Origin of the sequence: uncultured Microbacterium sp. (assembly GCF_945952435.1) — a bacterium.
Lineage (GTDB): Bacteria > Actinomycetota > Actinomycetes > Actinomycetales > Microbacteriaceae > Microbacterium.
Genome location: NZ_CAMFHZ010000029.1, coordinates 1 through 24,798 on the forward strand (window position 1 = coordinate 1; position 24,798 = coordinate 24,798).

Below are 24,798 nucleotides of genomic sequence, written 5' to 3' on the forward strand. Positions count from 1 at the left end.
CAGAGCACCAGCCCCGCGCCCTCGCTCAACGACCACACAGAGCACCAGCCCCGCGCCCTCGCTCAACGACCACACAGAGCACCAGCCCCGCGGCCTCGCTCGACGGCCCCCAGACGAACCCGCGCGACGGTTCCGAAGAGCTCAGGCGGCGACGGGCTCCTTCTCCACGAGCGTGAGCACGTCGTAGGTCGCGACGACCTCGTCGCGCTGGTTGTGGATCACCGCGTCCCAGCGCACCTCGCCGTAGTCATCGGTCTCGCGGGGAGTGATCTGCTTGGCCGTGAGCGTGACCCGGATCGAGTCTCCCGGCTTGACGGGCGTCACGAAACGCAGGTTCTCCAGCCCGTAGTTGGCCAGCACGGGGCCCGGTTCCGGCGACACGAACAGACCCGCCGCCCAGGAGACGAGCAGATAGCCGTGCGCGACGCGACCGCCGAAGAAGGGATTGGCCTCGGCAGCCTCCTCGTCCATGTGCGCGTAGAACGTGTCGCCGGTGGAGTGGGCGAAGGCCTCGATGTCGTCGAGCGACAGCGCGCGCAGCCCCGACTCGACCTGGTCGCCGAGTCGCAGATCGGCGAGCGACTTACGGAAGGGGTGCACGGCCCGATCCGTCCCCGCCCCCGTGTGCCAGACGCCGGTCAGCGCCGTCAGGATCTCCGGCGTTCCCTGGATCGCGGTGCGCTGCATGAAATGCGTCACCGCGCGGATGCCGCCGAGCTCCTCGCCCCCTCCAGCCCGCCCTGGCCCGCCGTGCACGAGGTGGGGAACCGGGGATCCGTGACCGGTCGAGGTGCGAGCGTCGTCGCGGTCGAGGAACAGCACGCGCCCGTTGAAGGCCGCGATCCCGGTGAGCAGTTCCGCGGCCACGGCGGGGTCGTGCGTCGCGACGCTCGTCACGAGGGATCCCCCTCCGCGCCCGACGAGGTCGGCCGCCTCCGCGAGACTGTCGTAGCCGAGCACGCTCGCGACGGGTCCGAACGCCTCGACCTCGTGCACGGCGGGCGTCTGCGTCGCCGCGAACCCCACGAGCAGCGGCGCGACGAAGGCCCCCTCGGGCGCAGGACCGACCGATCCGTCTGCGTGGACGACCTGCGGCGGCGCGACCGAGCCCAGGATCAGCTCCCCGCCCGCGTCCTGGAGTGCCTCGACCTGGCGCAGCACCTCGTCGCGCTGCGCCAGCGAGACGAGCGGCCCCATCGTCACGCGATCGGAGTGCGGATCGCCGATCACGACGCGTTCGGCGATCTTGTCCTCGAGCGCCGAGACGAGAGGGGCGACGAGCGCCGTCGGCACGATCGCACGGCGGATCGCGGTGCACTTCTGCCCCGCCTTCGTCGTCAACTCGACCAGGAGCTGCTTCACGTAGGCGTCGAACTCCGGGGTTCCCGGCGTCGCATCCGGACCGAGCACGGAGGCGTTGATCGAGTCGGTCTCGCTCGTGAAGCGCACGCCCTCCGGCGTCTGGGCGCGCAGACCCCGCGCCGTCGTGGCGCTGCCCGTGAAGGAGACCGCGTCGCCGAGGCGGAGCATCTCGAACACGCCCGGCAGGGACCCGCTCACGAGTTGCAGCGATCCGTCCGGCAGCAGCCCCGCCTCGACGAGGATCCGCACCCAGGCCTCCGCGACGTACGCGGTCGGCGTCGCGGGCTTCACGATCGACGGGACCCCGGCCAGGAAGGCGGGCGCGAACTTCTCCAGAGCCCCCCACATCGGGAAGTTGAACGCGTTGATCTGCAGTGCGACACCGGGCAGGCGCGTATAGACGTGCCGCCCCAGGAAGGATCCGTCCTTCGACAGCGGCTCGACGGGGCCGTCCAGGAGCACCCGGGCGTTGGGGAGCTCCCGACGCCCCTTCGACGAGAACGTGAAGAGCACCCCGATCCCGCCGTCCACGTCGGCGAAGGAGTCGCGGACGGTCGATCCGCTCCGCTTCGACAGCTCGTACAGCTCGTCCTTGTGCGCGGTGAGCACGATCGCCATCTGCTTGACCAGCATGGCCCGCTGATGGAACGTGAGCGCGCCGAGACTGCGCTGTCCGACCGTCCTGGCGTACTCCAGCGCACCCGCCAGATCGATCCCGGTCGTGTCGACGCGGACGATCTCCTCTCCCGTGGATGCGTCGCGGACCACCGTTCCCCCGTCGGATCCGCTCGTCCACCAGGATCCCTGCACGTAGCTCGGCAGCAGGTCGGTCATGTCATTCGCTCCATTCGTAGAATCCGCGGCCGGACTTGCGGCCCAGGTGCCCGTCCGCGACCAGGTCGCGCAGCAGCTGCGGAGGCGCGAAGCGTTCTCCGAGCTTCGCGTGCAGCTCCTCCGCGATGCCGAGGCGCACGTCGAGCCCGACGAGATCGGTCGTGCGCAGCGGCCCGGTGGGGTGGCGGTATCCGAGTTCCATCGCGGCGTCGATGTCGGCTGCCGTCGCGACGCCCTCTTCGAGCATCCGGATCGCCTCCAGCGCGAGGGCGACGCCGAGCCTGCTCGAGGCGAAACCCGGGGCGTCCGCGACGACCACCGGGGTCTTGCCGAGCGCCTCCACCCAGGAGCGGGCGCTCTGCGCGAGACCCTGCGCCGTCTCGGATCCGATGACCACCTCGACGAGCGCCGACGCGGGCACGGGGTTGAAGAAGTGCAGGCCCAGGAAGCGCTCGGGACGGCGGAGGTCTGCGGCGAGGTCGTCGATCGAGATCGAGGAGGTGTTCGAGGCGATCGCCGTGTCTGCACGGACCGCGTCCTCGATCCGGCGCAGGCTGTCCCGCTTGAGCGCGCGATCCTCCGGAACCGCCTCGACGACGAGCTCCCTGTCGGCGAAGGATTCCGCATCCGTCCCGAGCGAGAGATCGGCGACGAGGCCCTCGAACGATCGCACCGTCGCACCCCGGTCGATCGAGCGGCGCAGGCTCACCCGGATGCGCTCCTCGGCCGCGTCCGCCGCCGCCGCGTCCCTCTCGACCACCACGACGGCGGATCCGGCGAGGAGGAAGGCGTGCGCGATCCCCGCCCCCATGCGGCCTCCGCCCAGCACCCCGACCCGCGCGGGCGTCGTCGGATCCTCTGCACTCATCGGTTCTTCCTCCGTTCCAGGAACGCGGTCATGCGGCGATGCTTCTCGGGGCTCTCGAAGAGCTCCGCCTGCAGTTCGAGCTCGATCTCGGGATGGCGGTCGGCCGGGGCCAGCAGCGCGGTCTTCGTCGCCCGCGTCGCGAGCGGATCGTTCTGTGCGATGCGGTCCGCGAGCGCGTGGGCGGCGGGAAGCAGCTCCTCCGGCTCGTGCACGGATCCGAGCATTCCCCAGGCGAGGGCGTCCTGCGCGTCGAGCACGCGCCCCGTCAGCAGCAGCTCCGTCGCGCGCGCCTCGCCGACGATCTGGGGCAACCGCCAGGTCGCGCCGGCGGCGGCGAGGATGCCGAGGCCCGTCTCGGGGTTGCCGATGCGCGTGCGCGGCGTGCCGAGGCGCAGGTCTGCGGCGTACGCGAGCTCCGCACCGCCGCCGAGCGCGTAGCCGTCGATGGCCGCGATCACGGGCATCGGCAGCCTGCGGATCCGCCGGAACGCGTGCGTGTTGATCCCTGCGAGCGCGTCTTCCGCGCGGCGTGCGCGGAGCTGGGCGATGTCGGCGCCCGAGGCGAAGATCCCGCCCGCGCCGGTGAGGATCAGGATCCGCGGATCCTCCTCCAGCTCGGTGCACAGCGCGTGCAGCGCGTCGATGAGAGCCTGGTCGATCGCGTTGCGCACCGCGGGGCGGTCGAGGGTCGCGACCACCCTGTCCGCGAAGCGCTCGATCCGCAGGCTCGCGTCGGTCATCACACGCGCTCCAGGATCATGGCGGTGCCCTGCCCGACTCCGACGCACATGGTCGCGAGACCGTAGCGGGCGCCCTCGCGCTCCATCCGTCCGAGCAGCGTCACCAGGATCCGGCATCCGCTCGCACCGAGAGGATGCCCCAGCGCGATCGCCCCGCCGTCGGCGTTGACGATCTCGGGATCGATCCCGAGCCGTCGCATCGAGGCGAGCGACTGCGATGCGAAGGCCTCGTTCAGCTCCACCGCGCCGAGGTCGGCGACGGTGAGACCGGCCTTCGCGAGCGCCTTCTCGGTGGCGGGAACCGGACCGAGCCCCATGATCTCGGGGGCGAGGGCCGCCGACGCCGACGCGACGATCCGCGCCCTCGGCCGCAGTCCGTGGCGCTCGATCGCCTCGGAACCTGCGACGAGGATCGCGCTCGCGCCGTCGTTCAGGGAGGAAGCGTTGCCGGCGGTGACGACGGAACCGCCCTCGACGACGGGGCGCAGCGCGGCGAGCGCTTCCGCCGTCGTGTCGCGTCGCGGGCCCTCGTCGGTGTCGACCGTCCCGCGCGGTGTCGGCACCGCGACGATCTCGTCCGCGAAGCGTCCCGCATCGATCGCGGCGATCGCGCGGCGGTGGCTGCGCAGCGCGAAGGCGTCGGCGTCCTCCCGGGTGATGCCGTCGAGGCGCGCCACCTCCTCCGCGGTCTCCGGCATCGAGAACGTGGCCTTCTCGCGTGCGGCGAGGCGCGGGTTGGTGAAGCGCCAGCCGATCGACGTGTCGAAGGCGGCGCCGGGCTTCGCCCAGGCCCGCTCCGGCTTCGCCTGCACCCAGGGCGCTCGGGTCATCGACTCGACGCCGCCCGCGACCACGGCATCCGCATCGCCCGCACGGATCGCCTGACCGGCGAGCGCGACGGCGGACATCCCCGACGCGCACAGCCGGTTGACCGTCATCCCCGGGACCGTATCGGGCAGGCCGGCGAGCAGCGTCGCCAGGCGCGCGACGTTGCGGTTGTCCTCCCCCGCCTGGTTCGCGGCGCCGAGCAGGACCTCGTCGATCCCGTCATCGGGGATCCCCGCGCGCCGCACCGCGTCGCGGACGACCAGCGCGGCGAGGTCGTCCGGGCGCACGCCGGCGAGCGCTCCGCCGTAACGTCCGATCGGCGTCCGCACGCCGCCGACGAGGTAGGCCTGGGTCATCGTGATCCTCCCGAGTCGTCGTCGACACGTCCACGGCCTTGTTTCCCGACCGATCGTTAGGTAAAAGGATTGCAGATGCACACGGGGCCGGGCAAGTCGGCCACGATGGGAGAATGAGGCCGATGAGCACGCCGACCGCCGAGACCGCCGACGCGACGGATCCACCCCGTGCCCGCCGCGGCCGTCCGGGGTACGACCGCGCGCAGGTGCTCGAGATCGCCGTGCGCCTGTTCAACGAACAGGGGTACGACGCGACGAGCGTGGCCGCGCTGGCCGAGCGACTGGGCCTGAGCAAGGCGGCGCTGTACCACCACTTCGCCTCGAAGGAGCAGATCCTCCAGATCGCGCTCGACGACGCCCTCAGCGGCCTCGAGGCGGTGTTGGAGGACGCACTCGCGGACGACCGCACCGCGGAGACGCAGCTCGTCACCGTGATCGAGGGCGCGGTGGGCGTGCTCACGAGCCGACTGCCGCAGGTGACTCTCCTGCTGCGCGTCCACGGCAACAGCGACGTCGAGAGGGCCGCGCTCGTGCGTCGCCGCGCATTCGACCAGCGCGTCGCGCGCCTCGTCGAGCAGGCTCAGCGCGAGGGGGCGCTGCGCGCCGACATCCGCCCCTCCGTGACCACGCGACTGCTCTTCGGCATGATCAACTCGATCATCGAGTGGTACCGCCCCGGGCATACATCCCTCCGTCCGGAGGAACTGGCCCGCGACGTCACCCTCGTCGTGTTCGACGGCCTCCGCGCACGCTGACCGTATCCCGGCCCGGTCAGCGCGCGGTCGCGGATCAGTCGTCGAGGTGAACGACGCCGTCCTCGCCGAGGTCCGGACGGCTCTTGGTGAGGATCCCCTTGACCATCTCGTACGCGGTCACCACGGCGGGCTTGTCGAGATCCCAATAGCGCACCGAGGAGACCTCGATCTCCAGGAGCGCGACCGACGGGTCGTCGCGCCCGCCGTCGAAGTAGGCGTCGGCCCACGGGTTCCAGAACTGGTCGATGCGCTCGGCATCCCGGGTCACCCGGGCGGATCCGGCGAACGAGAGCCAGCCCTTGCCGTCGCCGACCGAGACGTTGACGGAGGGATGGGCGGCGATCTCGGCGGTCTTCGCGCTCGGGTCCTCGGTGAAGAACCAGAGGGTCCCCTCGAACTCGCCGTCGAGCACGCCCAACGGTCGGCTGTGCAGTTCGCCGGAGGACGCGACGGTCGTCACCGACGCCGTGCGTGCCTTCTTGAGGATGGTCCGGACGATCTCGATGTCATCAGTCATGCGCCCATCCTGACCCGGGGCGCCGATCGGCGGAACCGGGGTGCATCGGATCGAGGAATGTGGTTCGATATGCGCTTGCGGCGACGCGGGCGAGCCGGAGGCGGAGACGAGGAACGCCCCGCGCGGTCTGCGCGGGGCGTTCTCGGGATCCGTGGTCAGGCGGCGATCTTCTTCAGGTCGTCGCTGTTGAGCACGCGGAACAGGAGCGCGGCGATCGCGGCGCCCAGGAGCGGCGCGACGATGTAGAGCCAGAGGTTGGCCCAGTCGAACTGTCCGCTGATGCACAAGCCCAGAGCCACGGCGGGGTTGAATCCGCCGCCGGAGATGCTGCCGACCGCGACCGCGCCGACGAACACCGTGCCACCGATCGCCAGACCGTAGAAAGAGTTGCCCGGGTGGTCCTTGGACGTCGCGACGTTCAGCACCACCCAGACGAGGGCGAGCGTGAACAGCGCTTCGGCCAGGAACGCCGGGCCGATGTGGATCTCGGCGGCCTGGGGTGCGTGCGGCCAGACGATCGTGCTGACCAGCGCCGCGAGCGCCGCGCCGACGAACTGGGAGACGACGTACACGCCGAACTCGACGACGGTCATCCTCCCGCGCAGCAGCACACCCAGCGACACCGCGGGGTTCAAGTGCCCCCCGGAGATGTGCCCGGAGGCGTAGACGAGCACCGTCAGCGCGAGACCGATGGCGAGAGCAGCCAACGGGCTCTTGCTGTTGGTCGCACCGATGATGCTGAACACGAACAGGAACGTCGAGATCGCCTCAGCGAGAGCGCTCCGAGCAGTACCGGTCATAGGGATTGCCTCTTCTTGTCGCAGGTTTCTTGTCGCAGGTCGGGAGGGAGGGAGGGAGGGAGGGCGGTCTCGCCCCACGCGCCGCAGGACGCGCCCTCGAGATCGCGGTCGGGTTATCGGCGTCCGAACGAGCGTCCGGAACCGTGACGTCGACGATCGAGGGGGATCGACAGGGAGCGAGACCCCTTGACCGGCGACGTCTCGAACTCTACTATTCCAGTATCCAGTATTTCTATTCCGTTATTCGGAATCCTGGAACCCCGATGAGACGGAGGCGACGATGACGTCCGATGCCCACACCGATGTCCCCCGCCTGCCCCTGTACCCGCGGATCGACGTCGATCCCGACTTCCACGTGCCTCCGCGGCGGACGGGGGCGTGGACGCGGCTGCTCATCGCGCTGCGGATCCTGCCACAAGCCTCCTGACCGGCGAGCCGGAACCGGGCCGCGGTGGGGACGGGTGCGGTGCTCGATCCCCCGCTCCCGCATCGTGGCGGCGAACCGGATCCGCGTGCTTGGGGATCGACCGGACAATGCGCTGCCACCACTGCTCCTGGCGGCACGTCGTCGTCCAGGCCGACCCCCGGATACGACAGAACCCCCGGGAATCCGGGGGTCTTGATCTGTAGCAGGAGCGGGGCTTGAACCCGCGACCTCACGATTATGAGTCGTGCGCTCTCACCAACTGAGCTACCCTGCCGCACGGCATCCGCGTGGATGCTGCGAGCCCCGAGTCAGGATTGAACTGACGACCCCTTCCTTACCATGGAAGTGCTCTGCCACTGAGCTATCGGGGCGTGCTGCCCTCAGCGGGCAACCAGACGAGAATACCAAAGAATCCGCACACGAACGAATCGGTGCCGGTCACACGGCGACACGCCCGGGAGCGCGCCGGACACCCCGCTCGCGCCCGTTCAGACGTGCGGAAGGACGCGCCGGGAGAGCTCGTCGACCAGCTCCGCACCGCCCGCGAGGGTGAGGCGGCGCACGACGTCGGCCGGTTCCGGACGGCGGAACACGCCACCCGCCTCCCGGACGAGCAGCGCCCCGGCGGCGAAGTCCCACGGCTGCAGACCCCGCTCGAAATACCCGTCCAGCCGCCCCGCCGCGACGTATGCGAGATCCGTGGCGGCGCTGCCGCTGCGTCGCAGATCGCGCGCCATCGGCATCACGCGCCCCACTGTCGCCAGATCTCCCGCGTGCGTGCTCGGGTCGTAGCCGAAGCCCGTCGCGAGCAGTGCGCCCGCAGCCCCGGGTTCTGAGACGCGCAGCCGGACGCCGTCGAGTTCCGCGCCCTCGTCGCGCGCCGCCGAGAACGTCTCCCCGACGACCGGCGAGTACACCACACCCGCGAGCGCGGTCCAGTCGTCCGGATCCGTTCCGCGCACCGCCGCGATGCTGACTGCGTAGAGCGGCATTCCGAAAGCGTAGTTGACGGTGCCGTCGATCGGATCCACGACCCAGGTGACGCCGCTCGTCCCTGCGCCGCCGCCCGACTCCTCCCCGAGGAAGCCATCCTCGGGACGTGCCTCATCGAGCCGGGCCCGGATGAGCGCCTCGACCTCGCGGTCGGCCTCGGTGACGATGTCGGCGAGCGACGTCTTGGTCGCGGCGAGCGCCACTCCCTCCGCACGCCGACGACGGGCCAGCTCACCCGCCTCCCTGGCGATCTCGACGGCGAGGTCGCGCAGCTCCGTGGGAGCGGTCATGCGCGCGGCGGGGCCGGCGGAGCTGACGGGAACGGCGCGCCTTCCGTCCCCAGGGGCGGCGCGGGCCGCGGCGGGATCGTCAGATCCCCCTGTTCGCCACTCACCGGGAGACCGGGCGTCTCGTCGATCTGGTGATCTCCCGCGGCGACAGGCACGGGAAACGCGGCAGAGACGGACGGATCCGGCGACGCCGCGGAGAGCTGCGGATCCGACGGCGTGGGGAATACGGTCGCTCCGGCGGCCGGAACGCCGGTGTAATAGGCGTTCCAGTCGGGGCTGCCGTCCACGAGCATGGGCAGCGGCGTCCGAGCGTCGGCGTAGGTCGGCCACGGCAACGGCTCGACAGCGGCCGCACTCACCGACCGCGCCGCGTGCGGGGCCGGGAGGTGCTGCGATACCCCCGCCGGCCGCGGTGTCTTCGGAGCGAACAGCGCGTTCAGCAGCGGGATCAGCATCGTGCCGACCGCCGCGAGGATCGTCAGCGCCACCACGATCCGCCAATAGAGCTCCTCGTAGCGGAAAGTCTCGGGGAAGGTGAGGAAGAAGACGAGCATGGCCACGAGCACGCCGAGGAACACATACGTCGCGGCGGCGATGGCGCGCGTGAGCGTGGTGCGGTGACGCGCGACCGCACGGCGGTACAGACGCACGTGGAGAAGGGCGAGCTGCAGGGTCGCGACGACCAGCAGCAGCTGCAGGAAGCGCTCGGCGCCACCGAAGTACATGGTGTCGTCGGGCAGCCAGATCTTCACGGCACCGACGAGCAGCGCGACCACCCAGGCGATCATGCTGAGCAGGGTCAACCAGTCTTCGCGGTGCGGGGCCAACCCCGCCTCCAGGATCGCGATGCCGGCGAAGGCCGCGAGCAGGACGATCGTGAGGAACGCACGTCCGACCAGACCCTGCTGGTCACCGGTGAGCACCCAGACCACGCAGACCAGGGCCGCGGCGACGAGCGCGCCGATCGCGATCCAGATCGCGCCCCGGATCATCAGGGACGTGTTCGGACCGGACTTCTCGCGTGTCGGCGTCTTCGTCATGTCTCCCCCGTTCGGATGTGCTCTCATCCTCGCACGCTGCGCGCGAGCGTCGACGGGGTCGTCAGGATCGGAGGAGAACCGGCGTGGAGTCTCGGCTGTGAGGGAAGATCACCGACCGCGGGACTTCGCCGCGAACGCCGCGATCAGCTCCTGCGCCTCTCCGCCGGCGAACGCGGCGGCGATCGTCCGCGCCTCCTCGTCGAGCTGCCCGTGGAAGGAACGGGACGGACGTGATCGGACCAGGCGCTTCGCCTGGCCGTAGGCACGATAGGCGCCCGCGAGCCAGAAACGGGCGACCTGCTCCGCGCGCTCGCGGACGGCCGCGGCGTTCGCCTCCGCGTCTCCGGATCCGACGGACTCCGCCGCGATCCCCCACGCGACGGCCTCCTCGGCCGACAGCATCCGGTCCGTGAGCAGCAGCTGCAGGGCCCGCCGCTCGCCCACGGCGACCGCCAGCTGCGCGCTCACGGAGAGGTCGGGGGTGAGACCGACGTTGGCGTAGCGGCTGCCGATGCTCGAGTCCGATCCGATCACGGCGTAGTCGCTGGCGAGCAGGATGCCCAGCCCCCCGCCCGCGGTCGTGCCGTGCGCGGCCGCGACGACGGGAACCGCCGCGTCGACGAGTGCGGCGATGCCCGAGTGGATGAGCTTCGCGAGGCGCTCGATGTCCTCCCCCGCGCCGCCCATCGTGGTCGCCATGTCGATGACGTCGCCCCCGGCGCAGAAGGCGCGCCCCGTGCCCTCGACGAGGATCGCTCCCACCGCGGTGTCGTGCGTCGCGGCGGCCGTGGCCTCGGCCCAGGCCTCGGCGAGCTCCGCGTTGAACGCGTTGAGCCGCTGAGGGCGGTTCAGCGTGATCCGGGCGAGCCCGTCGTCGACGCGGTACAACAGCGGCTCGGTCATGCGGACTCCCCGGGATCGTCGGCGATCGTGCGGCCGTCCGACCGCCCGAACAGCCTAACCCGCCCAGATCACATCCCTGGCACTGAGTTCCAGAAGTCCTGAGCCTGAGGCCCAGTCGAACGGTCGGCCCGAGGATCCTCAGGATCCGCCGAGCACCGTGCCGACGAAGGCATGGACCCGGCGATGGGTGCCGTCCAGGCGCCGGTCGGCATGCCGATCGCCGCGCACCTCGCTCGGCGCGAGCGGCGGAGCGAGACGCACGCTCTCGTGGCAGGAGAGGTCGGCGCAGATGTACGTGCCCACGGTCGCCCCCGTGCGCCCGACTTCCCCTCCCCGCCGCGCCGCGAAGAGCGCCACCTGCGTGCCGGGTTGCATCGTGTGGCAGAGGTTGCACATCCCCGACCGCGCCCGGGAGGGATCCGCGGCGCGCAGCACGATCCCGATCGGCTCGCCGTCCGTCTCGACGACGATGTAGCCGTTCTTCGACGCGACGGGATCCCGCCAGGCGAAGAAGTCGAGGTAGTCCCACTCGGCGAGCAGCAGATCATGCGGCATCGCGATCCGTTCGATCTCGTCAGGCTCCGCGTTGCGGAACGAGGCCCGGATCTCGTCTTCGGTGAGCGCACGCATGGCGTCCAGTCTAGGAAGCCGCGCGGGCAACGGTCTCGGACAGCGGCGAAAAACGGGGGACAGTGCGGAGAACTCGGTTATCAAGTGACCACTAACTATTAACGTGATCGCGGGCGCCCATCCGTGCATCGCAGACGAGCGTGCGCACGATCTCCGCAGTCGAGTTCGCGACGATCTTCGGCACCCGTCAAGGAATCAGGACGGTCGATCTGCGGGACTGGCAGAACGGCGCCCGGACGACCGTGCTCAGTGGCGCCTCGCTCACCCGGTGTGTCCACCGGGAGCCGAGGAGGCCGCGGCGGATAGGGAGCGGGTTGCTCGATGGCCGATCGGCTACCGCACTCCTCTGCTGTTGGGACGGCGAGCTGTTCCAACTGGGGATCAACAACAACACCGACATCCCCTGATACGCGAGAGCGGCGCGACCCTCGCCGACATCGCGTCGCTTGGTTCAGCACACGTACGACATCGATGCGCCGCTGCGCACCGCCGCGCACGCGGGAGCCGTAAACTAACGCCGCGCGCGCGGTTCGTCAAGGGCACCTTCGCGGCGGCGCCATCCGCTTCGATGGAGTTGTTCGTCGAGTATCAGGAGGCGGTCGCATGTCGGCGCTGCATCCCCCAGGATTCCTCTCCCGGGTCACGGTCGCGATCCGTGATGCGTTCCGTCCGCGACGCAGGAGGCGGTCCACATGGGTCTCGCTCTAGACCGGCCCGCCGTCCGGCTCGGGCACGAGGAAAAGGCCGCCGGGCGAGTTCGCGGACTTCGTGAGCACGTCGATCCACGCGGGGTTGAGCGTGGGCGTGCGACCTCCGAAGTACTGGAACGACAGCGGCGCGTTCGGCGTCAGCCAGACGGATGTGCGACCGAGACCGGTGCGCATCGGGTCCGACCACGTGAAGGGAAAGGACTCGCCCCGACGCAGCTTGGCCCAGATCACCTGCTGCAGGTGAGCGAGCACGCGGTCGTCGAACGAGACGGTGATCTTGGCGTCGTAGGTGAGAGTGCCCATCGGAATCAGCCTAACCGAGCAGATTACCGGTGTACGCGCGCAGAGCGGAGACTCCGATGAACGCGTATGCTCCGCTCCGACCGCGAGACCTCGCCCAGGCTCTGAGGGATGGGGAGCTCGACATCGCCTATCAGGCGCAGTGGGATCTGTCCGAGGTGTGGAACGACGGCCTGCGTGAAGCACGGCCCATCGGCGTCGAGGCCCTCTCGCGCTGGAAGCACGCGACCCTCGGCCATGTGCCGCCCGATGCGTTCATCCCGCTCGCCCAGCAGGGAGAGTTCCTGGATGCCCTCGACATCGCCGTCCTGCGCCGGGCGGTGCGCCAGGTGGTCCGGTGGAGCACCCGCGGTCGCCCGCTCGCGCTCGCGGTGAACGCCGCGCCGACGCATTTCTCGTCGACGTACGCGGATGCCGCCATCCGCTGCGCGAGCGAGGCGGGGCTGGATCCGGCGATGCTCACGGTAGAGATCACGGAGACCCCCTCCCCCCAGTTCCGCGCCGTGATGACGGGGCCGCTCGCCAGCCTGCACGCCGCCGGGATCGGGGTCTCGGTCGACGACTTCGGGGCGGGGGACACGACCATCGAGTCGATCGCGGGTCTCCCGATCGCCGAGGTCAAGATCGATCGATCGCTTGCGCAGCGGACCGATGCGCAGGCGGACCGGATCGTGGGAGAGCTCGTCGACGCCGCCCGCGAGCACGGCTGGCGCGTCGTCGCGGAGGGGATCGAGACGGTCCAGGATCTCGAACGCGCCGTGCGTCGGGGCTGCGATCGCGGGCAGGGCTTCCTCTGGGGCCGTCCCGTATCGGCCGAGCAGTTCGAGGCAGCGTCCCGCTGAGACCGTGTCCGGGGGCCGACTCAGAGCCACCGGCTCATCCCCGCGTCGCGCTCAGACGTCGAACTCGTCGGCGCCGCCCGTGGCGTCCTCGGCGGGGGCGTGCTGCTCCCCCACATCGATCTGCGACCATGTCACGGGCATGCCGGGCGAGAACAGGATGTCGATGCCAGGGCCGCCCCGCAGCGGCGGGATGTTCACGTACCCTCCGCCCTCCTTGATCGCGGCCAGGATCTGCTGCTTCAGCTCGGTGACCGGATCCGGCAGGAAGTAGTCGCGGCCATCCACGGTCAGTCGGTTCACGATCGCCATGTCCTCAGGCTATCGTCCGCGCACACCCTAGACTCGACACGTGGGCTTCCTTCATTACGGTGCGACTCCGGCAACCTTTCCGCTCGACGACCGCACGCTCGCCCACTTCGAGCTCGTGATCCTCGCGAAGCTGCGCCGCCACGAGAGCCTGGCGCTGGCATTGGCCGACGCGACCACCGGCGCACGGCAGGCGATGTGGGTCTCCCCCGAGGTCACGCTGCGTTTCGAGTACGACGGCCCCATGCCGGAGATCAACCGACTGTGGCTGCAGGAGCTCGTGGACACGGCGAACTCCCCTGGCGGCCTGCGCCTCGTGCCGGAGCCCGTCCCCTCCTGAGCCCGTCCCGAGCAGGGTACGGACGCGGCACATCCGCGACGAGGACGAGCTCCGTCTAGAACGAGATCCGTCCCCCGCCGGCCCTCTTGGCGCGGTACATCGCCTCATCGGCGGCGGCGACGGTGTCGTACCCGCCCGCGACCACACCTGCGGAGATCCGTACCGAGATCGTCGGGCCGTCCACCTCCGTGCGGATCGGGTGCACGATGGCGTCCAGGGCGCGCTGCGCGATCCCGGTCACCTGGGCGAGACCCGTGTCGCGGCAGACCACGAGGAACTCGTCGCCGCCCAGCCGGACGACGTAGTCCTCGGCGCGCACGGCGGCGAGCAGCCGTTGGGCGATCACCTGCAGCACCACGTCACCGGTCGCATGGCCGTGCGTGTCGTTGACGCTCTTGAAGTCGTCGACGTCGAAGAACGCGACGGTCGCGCGATCGCGTTCCTCGTCGGACAGCTCGCTGAGCAGGTCGTCGAGGAAGCGGCGGTTGTACAGCCCCGTCAGCGGATCGTGCAGGGCGAGGTCGGCGAGTGCGGCCTGGGCACGGGCGTCGAGCGCACCGCGCAGGCCGTCGCCGAAATCGAACGCGTCCTGCGCGTGCCTGCCCCAGGGAAGGCTGCGCCCTGTCACGCTCTCGCGCCAGGCCGAGAAGGATCGTCGCGGCGACAGCGCGTCGTCGCGGTTGCCCGAGCGCTGATCGCCCAGCCACTCGACGGTCTGAGCGACCTCGCTGCGCACGTACACGACCGCATCCTCGTCTCCCAGGGGGACGACGAGCAGGCCGGCGATCCCGGGGATCCGCGCGGCCAGCTCAGGGTTCGTCAGCGGCAGCGCCTCCACGACGTGCCTGCCTGGCCCGAGGGCGTCGACGACGGCCATCACGTCGCCCGGCGGCGGGACCACGCCGACGGTGTGGATCTCCCCGTCGTGGCGCATCACGGCGCCGTCCGACGGGACGATGTCGAGCAGGGTGCGCCGCCCGGTGGTGAGCGCCTCGCCCGGGACCGTCCGCTCGAACAGCGTCGCGACGACGGCGGAGCGACGCTCCTGGGCGTCGAGACGGCGCTGGAGCTCGCGGATCCGACGCAGCGACGCCTGCTGGGTGGAGATCTGCGCGGCGAGGACCTCGAGCGCCCTCCGCAGCAGCACAGGGAGGCGACGCGGCGCGCGATGGGCGCAGGTGATGAGGCCCACCAGGCGCCCCTCGTCCACGAGGGAGAGCGAGAACGTCGCCGCCTGGCCCATGTTGCGCATGAACGCGATGTGGTGCGGCGAGACCGCGCGGAGCTCCGCAGGTCCGAGATCGACCGGGCGCTCCTCCGGCAGGAGCGTGAGCACCGCGGCGCCGGGATCCTCGGTGTCCGCGATCACGCGCGAGCGTTTCTCGAGATAGAGCGCGCGCGCCTGAGCGGGGATGTCCGAGGCGGGGAAGTGAAGGCCGAAGTACGGCTCCATGCCCGGCTCGCGCTCGTCCGCGACGACCTGACCGTGTCCGTCCTCGTGGAAGTCGTAGACCATGACCCGGTCGAACCCCGTCAGCTCCTTGATCTCCTGCGCCGCGGCGAGCGGCAGATCCTCGATCTCGGTCACCGCAGAGACGCGCTGGATCGCGCCGACGACCGCGGTCCTCGCGTACTCGAGCTCCGGCACGACCGGCTCGCACTCGATGAGCAGCGGATCCGTGCCTCGGTGCACGATCACGTCGACCTCGCGACCGTCGACCTCCGCCCGCACCGGGTCCACGGCGGAGGCGTGCTCCAGGATCCACCGCAGGCGGCTGCTGTGCGCGCGCAGATCCTGCCCGAGCAGGTGCTCGGCGTTCGCGCTCGCGATGACGACCGTCCCGGTCTCCTCGTCGATGCCGACCAGGAATCCGTAGGACTGGATGCGGCCGATCGCACGGATCTCCTCCGTGACGCACTTGGCGAGACGTACCGCCTCTTCCGCGACCCGACGGGCCTCCTCCTCGGGCGAGAGAGCGAAGGTGTCCGCCATGAAAGAGTCCTTCCGCATGGCGGTCGCAGCTCGACCCCCGTTGGCCCAGCCTAAGTCATCGATCGACCCCTGGCGCACCATCGGCCGCCGCGCGAAATATAGCCGGTCGCGGGAGGCGGGGCAATCGGGGCGCGCAGGCACGGCTTGCGCCGTACCGTCGGTCCCGAAGGCGGCCACCGGTCCGCCAGGAAGAGGCGCGACATGTCCACGAAAGCCCACGGGATCCAGGCGCCGAAAGAGAACGCGCACGAGAGCAGGGACGGCTACGAGCGCGTGGACGTCGACCGCTACGCGGTCATGCTCACGGGCGTGGTCGGATACGTCGACGTCGTTCCTCCCCTCTTCGTCTGCTATCTGGGGCATCCTTATCCCATGTCGATCGAGATCGCCCAGGTGCACGACTTCGAGCTCGCGGTGAAGACCGTGCAGGATCACGCGGCGCAGGCCCGGTCCTCCCGGACCGCCGGATGAGCCGCGAGGTCTGGCCCGGCTCCGCGCATCCCCTCGGCGCGTCCTTCGACGGCCAGGGGACCAACTTCGCGCTCTTCAGCGAGGGCGCCGAGCGCGTCGAGCTCTGCCTGTTCGACGACGCAGGGAACGAGGAGCGGGTCGACCTCACCGAGGTCGACGCCTACGTGTGGCACGGGTATCTGCCGACCGTGCAGCCCGGCCAGCTGTACGGCTACCGCGTGCACGGCCCCTCGGATCCCGCCGCGGGCAAGCGGTTCAATCCGAACAAGCTGCTCCTCGACCCCTACGCGAAGGCCGTCGACGGGCGCATCGCCTGGGGGCAGGCCGCCTTCGGGTACGACTTCGGGGATCCCGACTCCCGCAACGACGAGGACTCCGCGGCGATCATGCCCAAGGGCGTCGTGATCAACCCGTTCTTCGAGTGGGCGGGCGACCGGCAACCCAAGACGCCCTACGCCCAGAGCGTGATCTACGAGGCACACGTGAAGGGCCTGACGAACCTCCACCCCGACATCCCGGAACGGCTGCGCGGCACCTACGCCGGCATCGCGCATCCGGCGGTGATCGAGCACCTCTCCCGGATCGGGGTCACAGCGCTGGAGCTCATGCCCGTGCACCAGTTCGTCGACGACAGCGGCCTGGAGGAGAAGGGTCTGTCGAACTACTGGGGGTACAACACCCTCGCGTTCTTCGCGCCGCACAACGCCTACGCCTCCGGCGGGGAGCGCGGCCAGCAGGTGCAGGAGTTCAAGGCGATGGTGCAGGCCCTGCACGCCGCCGGGATCGAGGTCATCCTCGACGTCGTCTACAACCACACCGCGGAGGGCAACCACCTCGGCCCCACCCTGTCGATGCGCGGCATCGACAACGAGGCCTACTACCGGCTCGAGGAGGACCGCCGCTACTACACCGACTACACCGGCACGGGCAACAGCCTGAACGCCGGCAGCCCGCACGCGCTGCAGCTCATCATGGACTCGCTGCGCTACTGGGTGACCGAGATGCACGTCGACGGGTTCCGCTTCGACCTGGCGTCCACGCTCGCACGCGAGTTCTACGACGTCGACCGCCTGTCCACGTTCTTCGAGCTGGTGCAGCAGGATCCGATCGTCTCGCAGGTGAAGCTCATCGCCGAGCCGTGGGACGTGGGTCCCGGCGGGTATCAGGTCGGCAACTTCCCTCCGCAGTGGTCGGAGTGGAACGGCAAGTACCGCGACACGGTGCGCGATTTCTGGCGCGGGGAGCCGCAGGCGCTCGGCGAGTTCGCATCCCGGCTGACCGGATCCGCCGACCTCTACGAGCACTCGGGGCGTCGTCCCGTCGCGTCGATCAACTTCGTCACCGCGCACGACGGCTTCACCCTGCGCGACCTGGTCAGCTACGCCGAGAAGCACAACGACGCGAACGGCGAGGGGAATGCGGACGGGGAGTCCCACAACCGCTCCGACAACCTGGGCGCGGAGGGTCCGACGGACGATCCGGAGATCAACCGGCGCCGTGCGCGGCGGCAGCGCAACCTGCTCGCCACGCTGCTCCTCTCCCAGGGCGTGCCGATGATCTCGCACGGCGACGAGATGGGCCGCACGCAGCGCGGCAACAACAACGGCTATGCGCAGGACAACGAGGTGACCTGGGTCGACTGGGACGGGGCGGACGTCCCGCTCATCGAGTTCACGGCCGCCCTGGCGCGGCTGCGACGCCTGCATCCGACGTTCCGGCGCAGCAGGTTCTTCGACGGCCGTCCTGTGCGCCAGGACGACGGCGCGCGGGTCCCCGACGTCGTGTGGCTGCGTCCGGACGGGCGCACCATGCAGCCGGAGGACTGGGACTCGGGCTTCGGGCGCGCGATCGGCATGTTCCTCAACGGACAGGGGATCCGCGAGCAGGACCGGCAGGGCCGCCCGATCACCGACCAAAACTTCCTCGTGTACTTCAACAGCGGAGACGACGGCGTGGACCTGATGATCCCCGACGCGCGCTACGGCGAGAGCTGGGACGTGGTCGTCGACACCGCCGGAGACGTGGAGGCGGCGGCCCCGCTCACCGCGGGCGACAGCACCTCCCTCGGTGCGGGATCGATGCTCGTCCTCCGCGAGACGGACACCGCGCCGACGGTGCACGACGACTCCGTGGAGGCCTCGTTGCGCATGCAGATCGAGCTCGCGGAGACCCCGGCCCCCGCCCCTCTCCCGGAGACGCGCCGATGACCTTCCGTCCTCGATCGACCTACCGGCTGCAGATCACCGCAGGCTTCCCCCTTGCCCGTGCCGCGGACGTGCTGCCCTACCTGCAGGATCTGGGGGCCTCCTGGGCCTACCTGTCGCCGCTGCTCGCCGCGACCGCCGGATCCGATCACGGGTACGACGTCGTCGATCCCTCGCGCGTCGATCCGTCGCGCGGAGGGCGCGCCGGTCTCGAGGCGTTCTCCGCCGCCGCGCACGCGCGCGGGATGGGCGTGCTCGTCGACATCGTGCCCAACCACATGGGCGTCTCCGCACCGCGGCAGAACCCGTGGTGGTGGGACGTGCTGCGTCTCGGACGGACCTCGCCGTTCGCCGTCGCGTTCGACGTGGACTGGCGCCGCGGCGGGGACAGGATCGTGCTGCCGCTCCTGGGCGGCTCGCCGGCCGAGGCGCTCGCTTCCGGCCAGATCGTCGTGGACCCCGCTCCGGCGGCGGATGCGCCGGACGGCACCCTCGCATACTTCGATCACGTCCTGCCTCTGGCCCCGGGAACGTCCGCGCTCGCGGACGACCTCCCCGCTCTCCTCGACGCCCAGCACTACGAGCTCCGGCACTGGCGCGACCAGAACGACGGGCTGAACTACCGGCGGTTCTTCGCCGTCTCCGAGCTCGCCGCGATCCGCGTCGAGCTGCCGGACGTGTTCGCGCGTTCGCACGCCGAGATCGTCCGCTGGATCCGCGAGGGACTCGTGGACGGCATCCGCGTCGACCATCCCGACGGCCTGGCCGACCCGACCGGCTATCTCGAAAGCCTCGCCGACGCGACCGGCGCGGTCTACACGGTGGTCGAGAAGATCCTGGAGCCCGGCGAGCAGCTTCCGCCCTGGTGGCGCACCGACGGCACGACCGGATACGACGCGCTCGTCGAGTTCGACCGGATCCTCGTCGATCCCGAGGGCGTCGACGCGCTCGACGCCCTCGACGCCCGCCTGCGCGCGGAGACCGGTCTGCCGCCCGCCCCGGCGTGGGCGGACCTCACGCACGACACCAAGCGCGGGATCGCGGAGGGCATCCTGCGCTCCGAGGTGCTGAGGCTCGTCCGGGCGCTCCCCTTCGGCATCGTCGGGGCGAGCGACGCGCTGACCGAGATCCTCGCGTGCTTCCCCGTGTACCGCTCCTACCTCCCCGCCGGCGCGCAGCACCTCGACGAGGCGATCGCCGAGGCCCGCCGCCGCCGTCCCGAGCTCGCCGGCGCGATCGACGAACTGGCTCCGCTGCTCGCGGATCCGACGACCGAGCTGGGGCAGAGGTTCCCTCAGGTCAGCGGTGCGGTCATGGCGAAAGGCGTGGAGGACACCGCTTTCTACCGCTTCACCCGGCTCGGCTCGCTCACCGAGGTGGGCGGCGATCCCTCCGTCGGCGCCCTCGACGCGGCCGCGTTCCACGCCGCCCAGCAGGAGCGTCTCGCGACCTGGCCGCACTCCCTGACGGCGCTCTCGACGCACGACACGAAGCGCTCGGAGGACGTCCGCGCACGGCTCGCCGTGCTGTCCGAGATCCCCGAACGCTGGGGGACGGTGCTCGACGAGCTCCGCGCGATCGCGTCGACCGGAGACGGGCCGCTCGACGCCCTGCTCTGGCAGGCCGCCGTCGGCGCGTGGCCGATCCCCTCCGATCGCCTTCTCGCGTACGCGACGAAAGCGGCGAGGGAGGCCGGGGAGCGCACGAGCTGGCAGGACCCCGACCCGGCTTTCGAGGCCGGGCTCGAGGCGCTCGCCGACGCCGCGAACGGCGCCGCCCGCGACGTCGTCTCGCGCTTCGTCGCCGAGATCGAGGGGCACGGACGGTCGAACTCGCTCTCGGCCAAACTGCTGCAGCTCACCGCGCCGGGCGTGCCCGACGTGTATCAGGGCACCGAGCTGTGGGATCTCTCCCTCGTGGACCCGGACAACCGACGGCCCGTGGACTTCGCCGAGCGCCGCGAACTGCTGCGCGCTCTCGACGAGGAGGTCTCCCGGGGCGTCCTCCCTCCGATCGACGATTCGGGGCGCGCCAAGCTGCTCGTCACCTCCCGCGCCCTGCGGCTGCGTCGCGATCATCCCGAGCTGTTCCGGATCCATCGTCCGGCCGCCGTCGTGGGGAGCGCGGCGGCGCACGCCGTCGCCGTGGACCGCGGAGGGGTGGTCGTCGTGGCGACCCGGCTCCCCGCCGGTCTCGCCCGCGCCGGGGGATGGGGCGACACCGTGCTGCTCGGATCCGAGCTGCCGGTGATCGACGCGCTCACCGGGCGCCGGTTCGGCTCCGGCACGATCCGCATCGCCGAGCTGCTCGCCGACTATCCCGTCGCGCTGCTGCGGGTCGAGCGATGATCGCGGTCTGGGCGCCGCGGGCCGATCGGGTGCGGGTGCGCGTGCTCGACCCCGACGGCCGGATCCGGCAGGAGCAGGAGCTCGCGCGCGCGGACGACCGCGCAGGGTGGTGGCGCGGCGACCTGACCCTCGGCGACGGCGAGCGCTACGGCTTCCTCCTCGGGGACGACGAGCGGCTGCGCCCTGATCCGCGCTCGCGCTGGCAGCCCGAGGGCGTCCATGCCGCCTCCGCGGTCTACGATCCCCGTGGCTTCCCCTGGACCGACGGCGCCTGGCAGGGACGACCGCTGGCGGGTGGGGTGATCTCCGAGGTGCACATCGGGACCTTCACCCCGGAGGGCACGCTGGATGCGGCCATCGACCGGCTCGACCACCTCGTCGAACTCGGGATCACCCACGTCGAGCTGCTGCCCGTGAACGCCTTCAACGGGGCATGGAACTGGGGCTACGACGGGGTGCTCTGGTACGCGGTGCACGACGGGTACGGCGGCCCGCGCGCCTACCAGCGCTTCGTCGACGCCGCCCACGCCCGCGGGCTGGCCGTGATCCAGGACGTCGTCTACAACCATCTCGGCCCGAGCGGCAACTACCTTCCGGAGTTCGGCCCGTACCTGCGCGAAGGCTCGCGCAACACCTGGGGCGACTCGATCGACCTGGACGAGCCCGAGGTCCGTGCCTACATCGTCGACAACGCGCTGATGTGGCTGAGGGACCACCACGTCGACGGCCTTCGGCTCGACGCCGTGCACGCCCTGCACGACGACGGCCCGGTGCACATCCTCCGCGAGCTCGCGGAGCGGGTCGACGCGCTCTCCGCACAGCAGAACCGCCCGCTGACGCTCATCGCCGAGTCCGATCTGAACGATCCGACCCTGATCCTGCCGCGCGAGGCGGGGGGCTACGGCCTGACCGCGCAGTGGTCCGACGACTGGCATCACGCCGTGCACGTCGCGCTCACCGCGGAGGTCGCGGGGTACTACGCCGACTTCGCCGACCCGGACGCTCTCGGAAAGGTCACGCGGGGCGGGTTCTTCCACGACGGCACCTTCTCCTCGTTCCGCGGCCGCGCGCACGGGGCGCCGATCCCCCCGGAGGTGCCCACGTGGCGGCTCGTCACGTTCGCCCAGGATCACGATCAGATCGGCAACAGGGCGACAGGGGACAGGCTGAGCGCGACGCTCTCGACGGACCGTCTCGCCGTGGCCGCCGTGCTCGTGCTGACCGCGCCCGGCACGCCGATGCTGTTCATGGGCGAGGAGTGGGGCGCCTCCACGCCGTGGCAGTTCTTCACCGCGCATCCCGAGCCCGAGCTGGGCAGGGCTACCGCCGAGGGACGGATCGCGGAGTTCGCACGGATGGGCTGGGATCCGACGACCGTACCCGACCCGCAGGATCCGGAGACGTTCGCGCGCTCGCATCTGGACTGGGCGGAGATTTCGGATCCGGCGCACGCCCGGCTGCTCGCGCTGCACCGCGACCTGATCGCTCTGCGCCGCGCCCGTCCCGAGCTCACCGACCCGGACGCCGCGGAGAACAGCGTGCGGCTCGTCGTCGCGGGGGGACCCGGCGCACGCGCGTGGCGGATCGATCGCGGGGATGTCGCGATCCTGGTGAACCTCACCGCGGACGCCGTCGCCTTCTCCCGCCCTGTCGACAGCGCGGTCCTCGTCGGAACGGCTCTCCCGATCGTCGAGGAGACGCGGATCACGCTGCCGCCGGAGTCGGCCGTCGTGATCGGGCCTCTCGTGAAGACGGTTCCAGGACGTCAGTGACGAAGGGGGCGGGCGAGAGGCCAACCGCCATCTCGCCCGCCCCCTGCACAAGGACGACCCCACCGGATCAGGCGCGCGCTCGCGCGTCAGCTCCCATATGCGGCCAGTTCCCAGATCGAGTAGCCGTACGTCGTGCCGCGCTGAGTGCCGAGGATGCGCAGATACCGCCCCGAACCGGCGAGGCCCGTGATCGTCTCGTTCCCGCCGGTCCCCGTGCGCGTGGCGAGAGTCGTCCAGGTCGCGTTGTCGGGCGAGATCTGGATCTGATACTGGCTCGCGTAGGCGGCCTCCCAGTTGATGCGGACGCTGCTGACCGTGTGCGTGCCGTTCATGTCCACCGTGATCGACTGCGGATCGGTGCGCAGACTCGACCACCGGGTGGTCAGGGAGCCGTCGATCGCCGCGGACGCCGGGAAGGCCGAGGTCTCCACGCTGGACGCGGTGGCCACGCCGCCCGTGAGCAGGTTGCTGGCGTTGGCCGTGAAGTCCGCCGTCACCTGCGCCCCGGTCAGCGCCTGGTTGAAGATGTGGAACTCGTCGAGCTGCCCGCCGAACGCGCGACGTCCGCCGAGGGCGCCGCCGGGCAGGGGTACGTTGCCTGCGATCGTCTGCACCGCTGCACCGTCCGCGTAGAGCGTGCTCGTCCCCGCCGCCCCGTCGCTGACGATGGCGAGGTGCGTCCAAGCGTTCAACGGAACGGTGTACGCGAAGGAGTAATCCTTGACGCCGAACTGCGTGATCCCCACGCGGTGCGAGGTGTTGTACTGCTCGAGCTTGATCGCCGAGGACCAGCCGTCGAACAGGTACGAGTCCGTCCCATCGGCGGTGCGCCGCACCCATGTGGTCACCGTCCAGCTCGTCGGGGCGTCGCCGTCGCCGATGTTGATCATCTGATTGCTGCCTGCGGTGAAGGTCACCGCATTGCCGACCTTCCCGGTCGCGCCCGACGCGGGCTTTCCGCTGGGCGTGGTTCCGTACAGGCCGCCGACGCCGTCGGCGTACCCGGACGGCGGGTTGTTGAACCGGTTCGCGGGAAGAGGGGTCTTGCCGTCGAGCGCATAGGTGTGCACCGGCTGCCCCGAGGTCGTCGTACCCGTCGGTTGCGCCGTGACGCCGGGGGCGTCTCCCACCGCAGCGGCACGGGCGGTGAACACGCTGTACGAAACCGTGGTCGCCGAGGTGTTCCAGATCCGCTCGGCGAGTGCCGTCTGTCGCGGGAGCAGGAGCGCGGTGAAGTATCCGGCGTCCGCGGTGTTCGCGGCATCGGCCCAGGTCGCGATCTGTTCACCCGCGTAGTGCGCTCCCCCACTCGGCGTCCACCCGTAGATCGACGATGCTCCCGGCGTGCGCGCATCGCCGATCGCTCCGGGGATGACGAAGAACCGCTGGTAGCTGCCCGAGCCCCAGGAGGTGTCGATGACGTCGTATCCGTTGCTGCGCAGCGAGGCCGCGTTGGCACTCGATCCGAAGTTCACGAACATGATGTCGGAGTTCGGCAGGATGTCGGATCCGTTGGCCCACATAACGGTGCGCTTGCCCGCGGCGATGACCGTCGCGTCGAGCTCGTTCACGAAGTCGGTCTGCAGCTGCTGGATCGTCTTGCCCGTTGCGGTGACGTACGCGCATTTGTTCAAGGTCGTAGGCACCTCATCGTTGCCGATGTGGAAGTACGGCCCCTGGAACCACGGGAGGAACTCGCTGTAGACGGACGTGACCCAGGTCTTGACCGAGGTGCTCGTCACGTCCAGGACGTCCGAGTAGCTCGCCCCGCACTGAGCGGCCAGCGACCGCGTCGAGTCCACCCGAGTCAGCGCCGCCGAATGCGCCGGAGTATCGATCTCGGGCACGATCGTCACACCGTGAGCGGCGGCGAAGGCATCGAGGTCCTGGATGTCGGACCGCGTGTAGCGATCCGATGCGGGGGCGAGACCGGAGAAGGCCGAGTTGGTGCTGGCCAGGCGGAAGGCCTCGTCCTCGTTGAAGTGCAGTTGCAGTGCGTTGAGCTTGAGCCACCCCATTCGACGGATCTGGTCCTTGAGCTCCGCGACCGTCCAGAACCGCCGTGCCACGTCGATGGAGACCGCGCGATACCCGAGATCCGGCGCATCCGTGATGGGGACTGCTGCACGGATAGGTGACAGGTTGTAGTCACGCCGCCAGTGCGACGGT

At 70.5% G+C, this 24,798-nt stretch carries 22 protein-coding genes and 2 tRNA genes; 8 read left to right on the forward strand and 16 right to left on the reverse strand.

Annotated elements, in window-relative coordinates:
• Window positions 1–141: 141 nt before the first annotated feature.
• From paaZ to Q0P88_RS13375, 4 genes are read right to left on the reverse strand one after another with little or no spacing between them, the layout of a single operon-like run.
• The gene (gene paaZ / locus Q0P88_RS13360) at window positions 142–2,196 is read right to left on the reverse strand and encodes a phenylacetic acid degradation bifunctional protein PaaZ (protein WP_295014861.1); all 2,055 of its coding nucleotides are present in this window, start codon (window positions 2,194–2,196) and stop codon (window positions 142–144) included.
• 1 nt (window position 2,197) lies between these two features.
• Window positions 2,198–3,064 carry a 3-hydroxyacyl-CoA dehydrogenase family protein gene (locus tag Q0P88_RS13365; RefSeq protein WP_295014862.1) on the reverse strand — a complete coding sequence of 289 codons (867 nt, stop codon included), beginning with the start codon at window positions 3,062–3,064 and terminating at the stop codon, window positions 2,198–2,200.
• Window positions 3,061–3,804: an enoyl-CoA hydratase/isomerase family protein gene (locus Q0P88_RS13370; RefSeq protein ID WP_295014863.1), complete on the reverse strand. Its 744-nt coding sequence runs from the start codon at window positions 3,802–3,804 to the stop codon at window positions 3,061–3,063. Before Q0P88_RS13370 ends, Q0P88_RS13365 begins: the two co-directional genes overlap by 4 nt.
• Window positions 3,804–4,988, reverse strand: coding sequence for a thiolase family protein (locus Q0P88_RS13375; RefSeq protein ID WP_295014864.1), 1,185 nt, complete (start codon window positions 4,986–4,988; stop codon window positions 3,804–3,806). Before Q0P88_RS13375 ends, Q0P88_RS13370 begins: the two co-directional genes overlap by 1 nt.
• Before the next feature lie 122 nt (window positions 4,989–5,110).
• Between Q0P88_RS13375 and Q0P88_RS13380 the strand changes: the two genes are divergently transcribed.
• Window positions 5,111–5,743 (forward strand): TetR/AcrR family transcriptional regulator, encoded by a 633-nt coding sequence (locus tag Q0P88_RS13380; RefSeq protein ID WP_295014865.1) that lies wholly within the window; start codon window positions 5,111–5,113, stop codon window positions 5,741–5,743.
• A gap of 34 nt (window positions 5,744–5,777) precedes the next feature.
• Here the strand turns inward: Q0P88_RS13380 and Q0P88_RS13385 are convergent, their stop codons facing one another.
• Window positions 5,778–6,260, reverse strand: a complete 483-nt coding sequence (locus tag Q0P88_RS13385; RefSeq protein ID WP_295014866.1) for a pyridoxamine 5'-phosphate oxidase family protein — start codon at window positions 6,258–6,260, stop codon at window positions 5,778–5,780.
• 155 nt (window positions 6,261–6,415) lie between these two features.
• Entirely contained in the window at window positions 6,416–7,060 is a 645-nt protein-coding gene (locus Q0P88_RS13390; RefSeq protein ID WP_295014867.1) for an MIP/aquaporin family protein, read from the reverse strand.
• Between the two features lie 280 nt (window positions 7,061–7,340).
• On the opposite strand from Q0P88_RS13390, the gene Q0P88_RS13395 reads away from it, so the two are divergent.
• Window positions 7,341–7,487 carry a hypothetical protein gene (locus Q0P88_RS13395; protein WP_295014868.1) on the forward strand — a complete coding sequence of 49 codons (147 nt, stop codon included), beginning with the start codon at window positions 7,341–7,343 and terminating at the stop codon, window positions 7,485–7,487.
• Window positions 7,488–7,687: 200 nt separating this feature from the next.
• Here Q0P88_RS13395 and Q0P88_RS13400 read toward each other — a convergent pair.
• The 7 genes from Q0P88_RS13400 to Q0P88_RS13430 all read right to left on the reverse strand — a co-directional run bounded on the left by Q0P88_RS13400 (window position 7,688) and on the right by Q0P88_RS13430 (window position 12,356).
• A tRNA-Met gene (locus tag Q0P88_RS13400) sits at window positions 7,688–7,761 on the reverse strand.
• 25 nt (window positions 7,762–7,786) lie between these two features.
• A tRNA-Thr gene (locus tag Q0P88_RS13405) sits at window positions 7,787–7,858 on the reverse strand.
• A gap of 117 nt (window positions 7,859–7,975) precedes the next feature.
• The gene (locus tag Q0P88_RS13410; RefSeq protein WP_295014869.1) at window positions 7,976–8,770 is read right to left on the reverse strand and encodes an inositol monophosphatase family protein; all 795 of its coding nucleotides are present in this window, start codon (window positions 8,768–8,770) and stop codon (window positions 7,976–7,978) included.
• A complete protein-coding gene (locus tag Q0P88_RS13415; protein ID WP_295014870.1) occupies window positions 8,767–9,810 on the reverse strand; it encodes a hypothetical protein in 1,044 nt (347 codons plus the stop codon). Before Q0P88_RS13415 ends, Q0P88_RS13410 begins: the two co-directional genes overlap by 4 nt.
• A gap of 108 nt (window positions 9,811–9,918) precedes the next feature.
• Entirely contained in the window at window positions 9,919–10,713 is a 795-nt protein-coding gene (locus Q0P88_RS13420; protein WP_295014871.1) for an enoyl-CoA hydratase/isomerase family protein, read from the reverse strand.
• Between the two features lie 138 nt (window positions 10,714–10,851).
• On the reverse strand, window positions 10,852–11,343 hold the full coding sequence (locus Q0P88_RS13425) for an FBP domain-containing protein (protein WP_295014872.1): 492 nt from the start codon (window positions 11,341–11,343) through the stop codon (window positions 10,852–10,854).
• A gap of 704 nt (window positions 11,344–12,047) precedes the next feature.
• Window positions 12,048–12,356: an ATP-dependent DNA ligase gene (locus Q0P88_RS13430; protein ID WP_295014873.1), complete on the reverse strand. Its 309-nt coding sequence runs from the start codon at window positions 12,354–12,356 to the stop codon at window positions 12,048–12,050.
• Between the two features lie 56 nt (window positions 12,357–12,412).
• Between Q0P88_RS13430 and Q0P88_RS13435 the strand changes: the two genes are divergently transcribed.
• Window positions 12,413–13,195, forward strand: coding sequence for an EAL domain-containing protein (locus Q0P88_RS13435; RefSeq protein WP_295014874.1), 783 nt, complete (start codon window positions 12,413–12,415; stop codon window positions 13,193–13,195).
• Window positions 13,196–13,246: 51 nt separating this feature from the next.
• On the opposite strand, the gene Q0P88_RS13440 is transcribed toward Q0P88_RS13435, so the two are convergent.
• Window positions 13,247–13,504, reverse strand: coding sequence for a hypothetical protein (locus Q0P88_RS13440; RefSeq protein WP_295014875.1), 258 nt, complete (start codon window positions 13,502–13,504; stop codon window positions 13,247–13,249).
• A 40-nt stretch (window positions 13,505–13,544) separates the two neighbouring features.
• Here Q0P88_RS13440 and Q0P88_RS13445 point away from each other — a divergent pair, with 40 nt between their 5' ends.
• Window positions 13,545–13,841 carry a hypothetical protein gene (locus tag Q0P88_RS13445; protein WP_295014876.1) on the forward strand — a complete coding sequence of 99 codons (297 nt, stop codon included), beginning with the start codon at window positions 13,545–13,547 and terminating at the stop codon, window positions 13,839–13,841.
• 55 nt (window positions 13,842–13,896) lie between these two features.
• Here Q0P88_RS13445 and Q0P88_RS13450 read toward each other — a convergent pair whose 3' ends face one another.
• Window positions 13,897–15,834, reverse strand: a complete 1,938-nt coding sequence (locus Q0P88_RS13450; RefSeq protein ID WP_295014877.1) for a sensor domain-containing diguanylate cyclase — start codon at window positions 15,832–15,834, stop codon at window positions 13,897–13,899.
• Between the two features lie 201 nt (window positions 15,835–16,035).
• Here Q0P88_RS13450 and Q0P88_RS13455 point away from each other — a divergent pair, with 201 nt between their 5' ends.
• The 4 genes from Q0P88_RS13455 to treZ are packed head-to-tail and all read left to right on the forward strand — an operon-like array spanning window position 16,036 to window position 22,629.
• Complete coding sequence (locus tag Q0P88_RS13455) at window positions 16,036–16,305, forward strand: hypothetical protein (RefSeq protein WP_295014878.1); 270 nt, start codon at window positions 16,036–16,038, stop codon at window positions 16,303–16,305.
• The gene (gene glgX, locus Q0P88_RS13460; protein ID WP_295014879.1) at window positions 16,302–18,512 is read left to right on the forward strand and encodes a glycogen debranching protein GlgX; all 2,211 of its coding nucleotides are present in this window, start codon (window positions 16,302–16,304) and stop codon (window positions 18,510–18,512) included. The genes Q0P88_RS13455 and glgX overlap by 4 nt, the downstream gene beginning before the upstream one ends.
• Window positions 18,509–20,857, forward strand: coding sequence for a malto-oligosyltrehalose synthase (gene treY / locus Q0P88_RS13465; protein WP_295014880.1), 2,349 nt, complete (start codon window positions 18,509–18,511; stop codon window positions 20,855–20,857). The genes glgX and treY overlap by 4 nt, the downstream gene beginning before the upstream one ends.
• Window positions 20,854–22,629 carry a malto-oligosyltrehalose trehalohydrolase gene (treZ, locus tag Q0P88_RS13470; RefSeq protein WP_295014881.1) on the forward strand — a complete coding sequence of 592 codons (1,776 nt, stop codon included), beginning with the start codon at window positions 20,854–20,856 and terminating at the stop codon, window positions 22,627–22,629. Before treY ends, treZ begins: the two co-directional genes overlap by 4 nt.
• 86 nt (window positions 22,630–22,715) lie before the next feature.
• On the opposite strand, the gene Q0P88_RS13475 is transcribed toward treZ, so the two are convergent.
• Window positions 22,716–24,798, reverse strand: a 2,083-nt coding sequence (locus Q0P88_RS13475; protein ID WP_295014882.1) for a family 20 glycosylhydrolase, incomplete at its 5' end; no start/stop codon positions are given.